General features: G+C 64.3%; 10 protein-coding genes. 7 read left to right on the top strand and 3 right to left on the bottom strand.

Translation table 11 applies throughout. The features are described 5' to 3' along the window. Window positions 1-134: 134 nt before the first annotated feature. The gene (locus tag WCE35_RS17530) at window positions 135-665 is read right to left on the bottom strand and encodes an REP-associated tyrosine transposase (protein WP_424594594.1); all 531 of its coding nucleotides are present in this window, start codon (window positions 663-665) and stop codon (window positions 135-137) included. A gap of 141 nt (window positions 666-806) precedes the next feature. Here WCE35_RS17530 and WCE35_RS17525 point away from each other — a divergent pair, with 141 nt between their 5' ends. The 5 genes from WCE35_RS17525 (at window position 807) to WCE35_RS17505 (ending at window position 6,313) form a co-directional block, all read left to right on the top strand. Continuing rightward, window positions 807-1,961, top strand: coding sequence for an acyl-CoA dehydrogenase family protein (locus tag WCE35_RS17525; protein WP_424594592.1), 1,155 nt, complete (start codon window positions 807-809; stop codon window positions 1,959-1,961). A 116-nt stretch (window positions 1,962-2,077) separates the two neighbouring features. Next, a complete protein-coding gene (locus WCE35_RS17520) occupies window positions 2,078-3,238 on the top strand; it encodes an acyl-CoA dehydrogenase family protein (RefSeq protein ID WP_424594590.1) in 1,161 nt (386 codons plus the stop codon). Between the two features lie 102 nt (window positions 3,239-3,340). Further along, entirely contained in the window at window positions 3,341-4,558 is a 1,218-nt protein-coding gene (locus tag WCE35_RS17515) for an ABC transporter substrate-binding protein (protein ID WP_424594589.1), read from the top strand. An 85-nt stretch (window positions 4,559-4,643) separates the two neighbouring features. Further along, on the top strand, window positions 4,644-5,300 hold the full coding sequence (locus WCE35_RS17510) for a glutathione S-transferase family protein (RefSeq protein WP_424594588.1): 657 nt from the start codon (window positions 4,644-4,646) through the stop codon (window positions 5,298-5,300). A gap of 209 nt (window positions 5,301-5,509) precedes the next feature. Further along, window positions 5,510-6,313 carry a helix-turn-helix domain-containing protein gene (locus WCE35_RS17505; protein ID WP_424594587.1) on the top strand — a complete coding sequence of 268 codons (804 nt, stop codon included), beginning with the start codon at window positions 5,510-5,512 and terminating at the stop codon, window positions 6,311-6,313. A gap of 38 nt (window positions 6,314-6,351) precedes the next feature. Here WCE35_RS17505 and WCE35_RS17500 read toward each other — a convergent pair whose 3' ends face one another. Then, window positions 6,352-8,940 (bottom strand): cation-translocating P-type ATPase, encoded by a 2,589-nt coding sequence (locus WCE35_RS17500; protein ID WP_424594585.1) that lies wholly within the window; start codon window positions 8,938-8,940, stop codon window positions 6,352-6,354. Between the two features lie 37 nt (window positions 8,941-8,977). Then, complete coding sequence (locus WCE35_RS17495; protein ID WP_424594584.1) at window positions 8,978-9,751, bottom strand: universal stress protein; 774 nt, start codon at window positions 9,749-9,751, stop codon at window positions 8,978-8,980. Between the two features lie 342 nt (window positions 9,752-10,093). Here WCE35_RS17495 and WCE35_RS17490 point away from each other — a divergent pair, with 342 nt between their 5' ends. After that, the gene (locus tag WCE35_RS17490; RefSeq protein ID WP_424594583.1) at window positions 10,094-10,960 is read left to right on the top strand and encodes a 3-keto-5-aminohexanoate cleavage protein; all 867 of its coding nucleotides are present in this window, start codon (window positions 10,094-10,096) and stop codon (window positions 10,958-10,960) included. A gap of 111 nt (window positions 10,961-11,071) precedes the next feature. Beyond that, window positions 11,072-11,487, top strand: a 416-nt coding sequence (locus WCE35_RS17485; RefSeq protein WP_424594582.1) for an AMP-binding protein, incomplete at its 3' end; no start/stop codon positions are given.

Raw genomic sequence — 11,487 nt, 5'->3', positions numbered from 1 at the left:
GTGCTCGCAGCCCCGTAGCCCGGGTTCCCTTTAACCCGCCGTTGCACGCGAGATGGCGGGTTAAAGGGAACCCGCCATGCTAAGGCGGCGGATTACGCGTCATCCGCCGTTCCGGACCAGCCGCCGCGCGATCATCATCGTTCGCCGAAATCACCGCTCGCTTCACTATCGCCAGCCCAATCCTCCGGAAATATTCCCGCACGAACATCGCGATGAAACGACGAATACGGCCAGTCGCGCACGCGCGTGACGAGGCGGTGTTTGAGCGGGTTGATGTAGCAATATTCGACATGGCGCGCGTAGTCGGCCTCGTCGCGGATCAGATGCTCCCAGAACCGGCGCTGCCAGATGCCGCGCTCGTTGCGGGCGACGCGAACGGCGCTGAGCCGTTCCTGCTTCGGCAGCGCTTTCGCGAAGCGGCCCTTGATCAGCCGCCAGCGTGTGGAGAAATCGCAATCGCCGGGCGGCAGTTTCCAGATCGCGTGCAGATGATCGGGCAGCACGACGAATGCGTCGATCGTGAAGGGATGGCCTTCTCGCGTCGTGGCGACCGCCTCGCGCAAGGACACGATGTGATCGACGAGCAGGGTTTTACGCCGCTCCAGCAGGTTGACCGTGAAGAACCAGCACCCGCCTGGAACAAACGCGCGACGATAATTCGACATGCGGCGCAGGATAGCACATGATGCGTCGGTGAAAACTGAGCGGCGGATTACGCCTTCCATCTTCGCTCGTGAGCTATTGCGGACCGGGTCGGCTCCAATCCTACGAGCTTCGGGGAAATCTTGCCGTCACGAGAGGACAACATGCTGGAGCGGACACGGGCGCAAAGCCCGTTCTACACCGCGGATCACGAAGCCTTCCGCGACGTGATGCGCCGCTTCGTGGCGCGCGAAATCGAGCCTTTTGCCAGCGAATGGGACGAGGCCGGGGAGTTTCCGCGCGCGCTGTACGCCAAGGCTGCCGGGATCGGGCTGCTGGGGCTCGGCTTTCCCGAGGAATATGGCGGCGTTGCCGCCGACCAGTTCATGAAGATCGTGGCCTCGCAGGAACTCGCCCGCGCCGGCGCAGGCGGAGTCAGTGCGAGCCTGATGAGCCACACCATCGGCTCGCCGCCGATCGCGCGCGCCGCCCGTCCCGAGATCAAGGCGCGGGTACTGCCGCAGATCTTGTCGGGGCAGAAAATCTCGGCGCTGGCGATCACCGAGCCGAGCGGCGGATCGGACGTCGCCAATTTGCGCACCAGAGCGCGCCGCGACGGCGACCACTATATCGTCAGCGGGGAAAAAACCTTCATCACCTCGGGCATGCGGGCCGACTATCTGACGGTCGCGGTGCGCACCGGCGGCGAAGGCGCCGGCGGCGTCAGCCTGCTTCTGATCGAAGGCGATACGCCGGGCCTGTCGCGAACCAAACTGAAGAAGATGGGCTGGTGGGCATCGGACACCGCGACCCTGCATTTCGACGATTGCCGGGTGCCTGCCGAAAACCTGATCGGCGAGGAAGGAAGCGGCTTCAAGATCATCATGCAGAATTTCAACAGCGAGCGCATGGGCATGGCGGCGGGCTGCACGGCGTTTGCCCGCGTCTGTGTCGAGGAGGCGATCGCCTATGCGAGGGAGCGCCAGGCGTTCGGCAAGCCGATCGCCCAGCACCAGGTGATCCGTCACAAGATCGTGGACATGACGCAGAAGGTCGCAGCGACTCAGGCGTTGCTCGAGATGCTGGCATGGCGGCTCGGGCAGGGTGAGAACCCGGTCGCCGAAATATGCATGCTGAAGAACCAGGCGACCCAGACCATGGCGTTCTGCGCGTCGGAGGCGGTGCAGATTTTCGGCGGCGCCGGTTTCATGCGCGGCGTCAAGGTCGAGCGGATCTACCGCGAGGTCAAGGTCAATGCCATCGGCGGCGGCACCGAGGAGATCATGAAGGATCTGGCCAGCCGGCAGATGGGATTGTGAGTTCTAGTCATTCCGGGGCGCGCGTCAGCGCGAACCCGGAATCTAGAGATGAGTAAAACAAGATCGAGGTTCCGGGTTCGGCGCTTCGCGCCGCCCCGGAACGACAAGGAAGCAAAATGCTTTTCACCGCCGACCATGACGAACCCCGCCGCGCCTTGCAAAAGTTCATCGCGGCCGAGATCAACCCTCACGTCGATGCGTGGGAAGACGCCGGCATCTTTCCGGCGCATGAATTGTTCAAGAAGCTTGGCGATCTCGGCTTTCTCGGGCTCAACAAGCCGGTGGAGTTCGGCGGCCAGGGGCTCGATTACAGTTTTGCGCTGATGATGGCGGAGGAACTTGGCGCCATCACCTGCGGCGGCGTGCCGATGGCGATCGGGGTGCAGACCGATATGGCAACCCCCGCGCTGGCGCGGTTCGGCTCCGACGAGGTGCGCCGCGAATTCCTGGCGCCAGCGATCGCGGGCGACGCGGTCGCCTGCATCGGCGTGTCCGAGCCGGGCGCCGGCTCCGACGTCGCCTCGATCAAGACCCACGCCCGCTCCGACGGCGACGATTACGTCATCAATGGCGGCAAGATGTGGATCACCAACGGCGTGCAGGCCGACTGGATCTGCCTGCTCGCCAATACCGGCGACGGGCCGGTCCACCGCAACAAGTCGCTGATCTGCGTCCCTATGAAGAGCAAGGGCGTGCAGGTCGCGCGAAAGCTCGACAAGATGGGCATGCGCTCCTCCGACACCGCGCAGATCTTTTTCGACAATGTGCGGGTGCCCAAGCGCAACCGCATCGGCGAGGAAGGCAAGGGCTTTACTTACCAGATGGTGCAATTCCAGGAGGAACGGCTGTGGGGCGCGGCCGCCTGCCTCAAGGCGCACGAATATATCATCGCCGAGACCATCGAATATACCCGTAACCGCAAGGCGTTCGGGCAAAGCATCCTCGACAATCAAATCGTCCACTTCAAGCTCGCGGAAATGCAGACCGAGATCGAGCTGCTGCGCGCGCTGATCTATCGGGCCGGCGAAGCCCTGGTCGCCGGCGAGGACGTGACGCGGCTGGCGACCATGGCCAAGCTCAAGGCTGGCCGGCTCGGCCGCGAACTCACCGATGCCTGCCTGCAGTTCTGGGGCGGCATGGGTTTCATGAACGAGACGCCGGTCAGCCGCGCCTATCGCGACAGCCGCCTGACTTCGATCGGCGGCGGCGCCGACGAGGTGATGCTGACGGTGCTGTGCAAGATGATGGGCACCTTGCCCGGCACGGGTCGGAAGTAATCAGCGCGTAGACGCAAGACTTCAAATTGGGCTTGTTCCTAGGTTGAATTCAATGACGGCGCGAATTCCGCAGCCGAGGTTCAATGAAACTGGGAGGAAGGCATGGCTTCGCTCAACCGTCGTTCGCTGCTGGCCGGCTCGGCCGCGGCTGGTGTCGTGGCGCTCGCGGGCACCTCGCGCGCCGAAGACACCCCCGGCGTTACCGCGACCGAAATCAAGATCGGATGCACCACCTCGCTGAGCGGGCCGGTGTCGGCATTGGGTACCATCGCAAGATGCTCGGATGGCTATTTCCGGATGATCAACGATCAGGGCGGCATCGCCGGCCGCAAGATCAACTTCATCTATTATGACGACGCCTTCAACCCGGCGAAAACCGTCGAGCAGACGCGGAAGCTGATCGAAAGCGACAACGTCGCCTTCCTGTTTTCGATGCTCGGCACGGCGCCGAACTCGGCCGTGGTCAAGTACATCAATTCGAACAAGGTGCCGCATCTGTTCCTGTCGGTGAACGGCGACAAATGGGGCGATTACCAGAACTACCCCTGGACCATGGGTTTTGCGCCGAGTTCGCGGACCGAGGCCCAGATCTTTGCCAAATATGCCTTGAGCCAGAAGCCCGATGCCAGATTTGCGCTGCTGTATCAGAATGACGACCTCGGCAAGGATTTCGTCAACGGACTGCGCGACGTGCTCGGCGACAAATATGACTCCCGCGTCAAGGCGGTATCCTACGAAGTCACCGATCCCACCATCGATTCGCAGATCGTCACGCTGCGCACCAGCAATGCCGACGTGCTGATATCGGGCGTGACCGCAAAATTTGCCGCCATGGCGATCCGCAAGGTCTATGAGCTCGACTGGAAGCCGATGCATTTCGTCACCAGCGGCGCGGCGTCGGTGGCCTCCACCATCATTCCCGTCGGGCCCGAGCGCGCCCAGGGCCTTATCACCTCGGTGTACATCAAGGATCCGTCCGATCCGGCGTGGGCCGAAGACGCCGGGGTCAAGGACTACATGGCATTCATGGCGAAATATTACAGCGAAGGAAACCCCAAGGAGGCGCTCAATGCCTATGGGTATACCGTCACGTCCGTGCTGCGAAAATTGCTCGAGCAGTGCAATGGAAACTTTTCCCGCGAGAACATCATGAAGGAGGCCAACAACCTGAAAAATGTCGAGGTTCCGACGCTGTTGCCGGGCGTCCGTGTCAACACCAGTCCGACCAACCACCATCCGCTGCAGCAGATGCAGTTGCAGCGTTGGGAGGGGCAGGGCTATGTCCGGTTCGGCAATATCATCGAGGGGTCCAACATCTGAACCGCGGCGATCTGACGAAGATATCGTTGCGGATGGGCCTCCGGCGTTCCACACTGGCTCCAATCAAGAGTAAAGGGAACGCCTGATGATCACGCTTTATCACTGCGACGGGGCGCGCTCGTTTCGTCCGCTCTGGATGCTGGAAGAGCTCGGCCTGCCCTATGAGCTCAGGATGCTGCCGTTCCCGCCGCGGGTGTTCGCCAAGGAATATCTTGCACTCAATCCGCTCGGCACCATTCCGCTGATGATCGACGGCGACACCAGGATGACAGAATCGTCCGGCATCTGTCACTACCTCGGCACCCGATACGGGCCGACGCCGCTGGTGGTGGCGACCGACGAGCCGGCCTATGGCGCGTTCCTGAACTGGATGTATTTCAGCGATGCGACGCTGACCTTTCCGCAAACCCTGGTGCTGCGCTACACCCAGCTCGAGCCCGAGGCGCGGCGCAACCCGCAGGTGGCGGGCGACTACGCGAAATGGTTTCTGGGCCGGCTGCGGGCGGTCGAGGCCGCGACCGGGCAGTCGGAGACGCTGTGCGCGGGCCGCTTCACCGCGGCTGACATCGCGGTCGGTTACGCGTTGCGGCTGGCCGGCACGATCGGGTTGGCCAGGGATTTCGGCCCCAATGTCGCGGCCTATTGGGCGCGGCTGCAGGCCCGTGACGGATACCAGCGGGCGCTGGCCGCGGAACGCCAGGCCGGGGTCGAGCAAAATGTAACGCCGCGGGTCCGCGGCTGATTTTGAAGGGGGTTCCGTCATTCCGGGATGGTGCGAGAGCACCAGACCCGGAATCTCCAGATTCCGGGTTCGATGCCATCGGGCCGCGCTTCGCGCGGACCCGGTGACATCGCCCCGGAATGACGGTGCTACGTCCGTGACAGGCGCCCAATTTGCGCTATGGTGGACCCCGCGCAGCGGCCGAAAGAGCCGCGCGAGGAGGACGAGCCATGGACGATCGCGGCCGCGAATCCGGCCATCTGATGCTGATCTTGCCGGAGCGGGTGTTTTACGCAGGGCTGCTCGGCCGCCCGCGCGAACGCCGCCCGGGCGCATTTCACGTCTATGTGGCGATCAAGGGCGGCTTGTGGCTCACGCTCGGCGAGCGCCGCGAAGCCTATCGTGACATCGTCGTCATGCCGCCAAATCAGCGGCACACCATCGCCAGCGATTATCGTTCGGCGATTTGCCTGGTGATCGAACCCGAAAGCGTTCGCGCCGGCGCCTTCGAGGAACTCGCCGAACGGCTGTCGGGGGCGGAAGGCGAGTCGTTGGCTTGCCGGATCCGGCAAGCCTACCACGAGCTGCGGCAGCGCCATTCCGGCGATGAGATGTCGAGCGCCGAATTCGACCTGATGTGTTTCGGCGAGGCCTTGCCGGCGCGCGCGCTCGACCCCCGCGTGGTGCGCTCGATTGCGCAGATCGGAAAATTCTGCGGCGAACCGGTGACGGCGGCAAGCTGCGCCGCGGAAGCGGGATTGTCGCCGTCGCGGTTCCTGCACCTGTTCAAGCAGGAGACCGGCATCCCGTTCCGGTCGTTCAGGGCCTGGAAGCGCGCGCGGCATTTGCTGCATTTCGTCAACGCCGACATCAACCTCGCGCATCTCGCCCAGGATATCGGCTATCCCGATTCGACCCATTTCAGTCATTCGATCCGAAGGTTTTACGGCCTGAAGCCGCGCGCGATTTTTTCCGGCTCACGCGATCTGGCGATCTACCGCAGCGGCCGGCCGGCGAACACGGCATTTTCCTGAACGATCACGGGTTCGCGCGCGTCGGAAGCGCCAGACTTTCAATCCCGGGCGGGAGCAGCCGGCGCGCCGGTGCCGGACGGGCGTCCGGCAAGGGCGTGGCGCAGGGGATATTTGGAAGCCTCGAGCAGCGCCAGCGACACCAGGGCCGCGGCCACGGTGATCGCGAGATCGTCGCCATGCAGCGGGCCGAACCGAAACAGTTTCGCGGCTGCCGGCCAGATCAGGCTCAGCGCCAGCACAAAGGCCACGAACAGGATGATCAGGACGAGGGTCCGGTTGGGCCGGGTAAAGGCCTCCACCAGCGAGCTGGTGAAGGAGCGGTTGACGAAGATCAGGCTGACGATGACGAAAACCAGCGAGAAAAAGGTGAGCGCACGGACTTCGTCTTCCGGCATGCCGTAGGCGCTCGCCGTCATCAGGATGCTGCCCGTCAAAGCAAAAGCGAGCCCACCCTGGAGCCCCGCCCAGATCACAAGCGCGCGGGGCAACAGCGGCTCGCTTGGTGAGCGCGGCGGCCGCTGCATCACGTTGCGCTCTTCGGTTTCCGCTTCGAAGACCAGCGAGCAGACCGGGTCGATGATCATCTCGATGAAGGCGATGTGAACCGGGCCGAACAAGACCGGCAATCCGGTCAGCAGTGGCAGGAGCGCAAGACCGGCGATCGGAACGTGGACGGCGAGAATGAAGCTCATCGCCTTCCGCAGGTTGTCGTAGATGCGCCGGCCGAGCCTGATCGCCTTCACGATCGAGCCGAAATCGTCATCGAGCAGAACGATCGAGGATGCCTCGCGCGCGACGTCGGTCCCGCGGCCGCCCATGGCGATGCCGATATGCGCCGCTTTCAGCGATGGCGCGTCGTTGACGCCGTCGCCGGTCATCGCGACGATCTCGCCGTTCGCCTTCAGGACGTTGACGACCCGCAGCTTCTGGTCCGGTGCGATCCGGGCAAAAGCGGTCCGCGACCGCGCCACGCGCGCCAGTTCGTCGTCACTCATGCCGGAAAGTTCGGTACCGGTCAGGATGCGCTCGGGATCGAGGCCGGCCTGTGTTGCGATGGCGGATGCCGTCGCAGGGTAGTCGCCGGTAATCATGGTGACCTTGATACCGGCGGACCGGCATTCGGCTACCGCGCTCTTCACTTCAGGCCGCAGCGGATCGGCAAATCCGATCAAGCCGCAGAAGCGGTAGGAAAACGCACGCTGGGATTCCGGAAGGACGGGCGGCTTGCAGCAGGCGCGCGCGACACCAAGGACGCGCAGGCCTTCGTCGGCCAAGGCATCGACACGCCTGCTCAATTCGTCGAGCTCGGCCGCGCTCATGCGGCACAGCGCGCCGATGGCCTCCGGGGCTCCCTTTGCCGCCACCATGAGCCGCGTGCCATCCTCGGGGAGGCGCCACACATTCGACACCGCCAGAAGATCGGGACGCAGTCCATAGCTGCGCGCCAGATGTTTGCCCGGATGGGTTGGCATCCCGAGCGCATGCAGCGCCCTTTCCATCGGATCGAAGGGCTCGGGCGCGGATGCCAGGACACCGGTCTCGACAAGGGTGCGGAAATGGTCGGGAATGTCGGGGAACGGCGCATCATGCGGCGAAAATGCCGCTTTGTCCGGCAACATCAACCGCGCGATCCTCATGCGGTTTTGCGTCAGCGTACCGGTCTTGTCGGTGCACAGCACCGTCGCCGCGCCGAGCGATTCGATCGCCGAGGCGCGTCGGGTGAGGACGCGCGCCTGCGAGATGCGCCAGGCGCCCATGGCGAGAAATACCGTGAGGACGACCGGGAATTCCTCGGGCAGCATCGACATGCCGAGCGCGATGCCCGCCAGCACGCCGTCCAGCCAGCCGCCGCGATAGAGCCCATACAACAGCACCGTGGCCACGATGACGATCGCGCTAACGATGGCGAACCTCGCCACCAGACGCTGCGTCTGCAGCTGAAGACGCGGCGTTTCCGTTTCCAGGGAACTCAGGGACTGGCCGATCTTGCCGATCTCGGTGCGGATGCCGGTCGAGGTAACCTCGGCGATGCCGGTCCCGCGCACGACCAATGTGCCGGAGAACACGTAAGGGAGGTCGTCGCCGCCGGCGCGGGGCGGGTTGGGCGCGCGCCCGGCGGCAGCCGGAAGCTTGCGCACCGGAACGGATTCGCCGGTCAGAAGCGACTCGTCGGTCAGCAAGTCGTCGCATTGCGCGACCGTGGCGTCCGCCGCAACCCGGTCGCCTTCCGAAAGCACGATGATGTCGCCGCGCACCACGTCGCGCCCGGCGATCCGGACCCGTTCGCCGTCGCGAATGACGAGCGCGCGCGGGCTGGTCAGATCGCGCAGCGATTCGAGCACGCGTTCGGTGCGCGCCTCCTGCACGATCGTGATGACGATGGACGCGGATGCGAATGCGAGCAGCAGAACAGCCTCGCCGAGGTCGCCGAGCGCGAAATAGATCGCGCCGCCTGCCAGCAGCAGGAAAAGCATCGGTTCGCGCAGGACATCGATGATCAACCGGACGATCGAGCGACGACCGGCATGGGGCAGCTCGTTGGGGCCTTCCGCCGACAGCCGCGTCAGCGCCTCGGACGTGGTCAGGCCCGGCACCGGGCTCGCCAATTGCTGTGCTCCCTCGGGCATGCAGGTTCTTGACCGCTGATGGTATCGCGCCAAAGCGTCAGTGAGAGAGTAGCACCGGCAGGGGCGGCTGGAACATCATGCTGCGGGTGGCTCCGCCCAGAACGAATTCCCGCAGCCTCGAGTGGCCGTAGGCGCCCATGACGAGGAGGTCGCTTTCATGGGACCTGGCGCACGATTCGAGCGTTTCTCCGATCGAGCGGCCCGCGGCCTCGACGGTCTCCAGAATCACCTCCACCCCATGACGGGCGAGATGTTTCGCAAGCTCGGGACCCGAGCGCGTCGTGCCGATGCGCTTTTCATCGACCACGGTGACGACGTGGACAAGCCGGGCCATGGCGAGCAGGGGCAGCGCATCCGCCACCGCGCGGGCCGCCGGGCGGCTGAAATCCCATGCAACGGTTACCTTCTTCAGTGCGAACGGCTTCGGCATGGTCCGCGGGATCATCAGCACGGGGTGGCCGGACTCAAAGATCAATGCTTCGGCGTTGGATTGGTCGGCAAATTCGTTGTTCTCGACGGCAATGATGGTGAGGTCGCGCAGCCTCGCATATTCCACCAGCCGCCCGGAGAGTTCCGAAGTCAGGCAGCGCTCGAAAATGCGCTCTTCGAAGACGCCCTGCTTTTCCGCGGCCGCCTGGAAGGAAGCGAGAAGCGCGTCGGCCTGCATGCGCCCCTTCTTTGCCTCGGCGTCGGCCATGGCCGGAACATCGAGGAATGCCGAGGCCAGAAAGCTGCCCGGGACGGCAATTCGGGCCTCGCAAGCGATCGCGGACAGTTTGGCGCCGATCGCCGCCGCGAAATCGACCGCCATGTCGATGGCGGGCGGCGGCGTCGTATCCGGGTAGCTCGCCAGAGCCAAAAGCAGGTCCTTGTAAATCATGCCGCCTCTCCCGCAACGCCAATGTCTGGAAGACCCTTAGCGACGTTCGCGGCCGGCCGGCTTGATGCAGAGCAAGGTCCGCTATACGCCACTGACGCGGGGGGCTGCCGTTTTTCGGAAATTTCGTTGAGAAAACGGGCACCGCCATGCTGCGCTGCACCTCCATAGCCAGTCAACGCAAGAAGGCGCCGCGGCAACCTACCATCATGCTAGAACTTGCGATCAAGGCACGCCGATCGATGGCGTGATCCCGATCTGGAACGAATGAACATCATGAGCGACAAGGCCGTCATTACCTGCGCGCTGAACGGCGTGCTGACCGATCCGAAACAGCACCACGTTCCCGTCACGCCGGAGCAGATGGCGCGCGAGGCCAAGGCGGCCTTCGACGCCGGCGCCAGCGTGATGCATATCCATCTACGCCAGCAGGCGCCGGGCAAGGGGCACCTCCCGTCCTGGGAGGTCAGCGTCTCCCGCGAGATCCAGCAGGCGATCCGCGAGGCCTGTCCCGGCGTCATCATCAATCACACCACCGGCACCTCGGGCCCGAATTACCGCGGCGCGCTCGATTGCGTGCGCGAGACCAGGCCGGAGATGGCCGCCTGCAACGCCGGCTCGCTGAATTATCTCAAGGTCAAGGCCGACAACAGCTGGGCCTGGCCGCCGATGATGTTCGACAACGCGGTCGAGAAGGTGCAGGACTATCTCGACGTGATGAAAGAGGTCGGCACCATTCCGGAGTTCGAATGTTTCGACGTCGGCATCGTGCGCTGCGTCGGCATGTACCGGCAGACCGGCATGTATGCCGGGCCGCTGGAGTACAATTTCGTGATGGGCGTCGCCTCCGGCATGCCGGCCGATCCGGACCTGCTGCCGATCCTCCTGAAGCTGAAGCTGCCGGAAGCGCACTGGCAGGTCACCGCGATCGGGCGCGCCGAAATCTGGCCGCTGCACCAGCGCTGCGCCGATCTCGGCGGTCATTTGCGCACCGGGCTCGAGGACACCTTCTATCTGGCCGACGGCACCAAGGTGACTTCGAACGGGCAGTTGATCGAAGCGATCGCGGCCTGTGCCCGCAAGGCCGGCCGCGCGATCGCAAGCCCCGCCGAGGCAAGGCAGATTTTTGGAATCAGGCATTGAACCAGCCGTCATTGCGAGCGAAGCGAAGCAATCCATCTCTCCACGGAGAGAAAGGATGGATTGCTTCGTCGCTTCGCTCCTCGCAATGACGAGGAAGAGGGAGCGCATCGCATGACCAACCTCGCAGCCACCGGCGGCGTGCCGGGCCCGGGCCGCATCGGCCGGGTGGCGATCGGCGATCTCCTGAAACGCGCGGCGGCGCGCTTTCCGGACCGGGTCGCCCTGACCGACGGCGCGCGACGGGTGACCTTCACCGAACTCGAGCGCGATGCCAATCGCTTCGCGAACTATCTGGTGGGGCGCGGCCTGAAGCCGGGCGAGAAGATTTCGACCATCTGCAACAACTCGGTCGAGTTCGTCAAAGCGCTGTTCGGCATTCACCGCGCCGGCCTCGTCTGGGTGCCGATCAACACCATGCTCGGGCCGTCGGACATGGACTACATCCTCGACCACGCCGAGGTGGGATTCGCGCTGATCGACGACAATCTGCATGCCCAGGCCGACCGCCGCGCCGCGCTGGAGAAGCG

Origin of the sequence: Bradyrhizobium sp., assembly GCF_049691595.1 — a bacterium.
Classification (GTDB): Bacteria; Pseudomonadota; Alphaproteobacteria; order Rhizobiales; family Xanthobacteraceae; genus Bradyrhizobium.
Note: the sequence above shows the minus strand (reverse complement) of the source record. Positions and strands in the feature narration are given on the sequence as shown.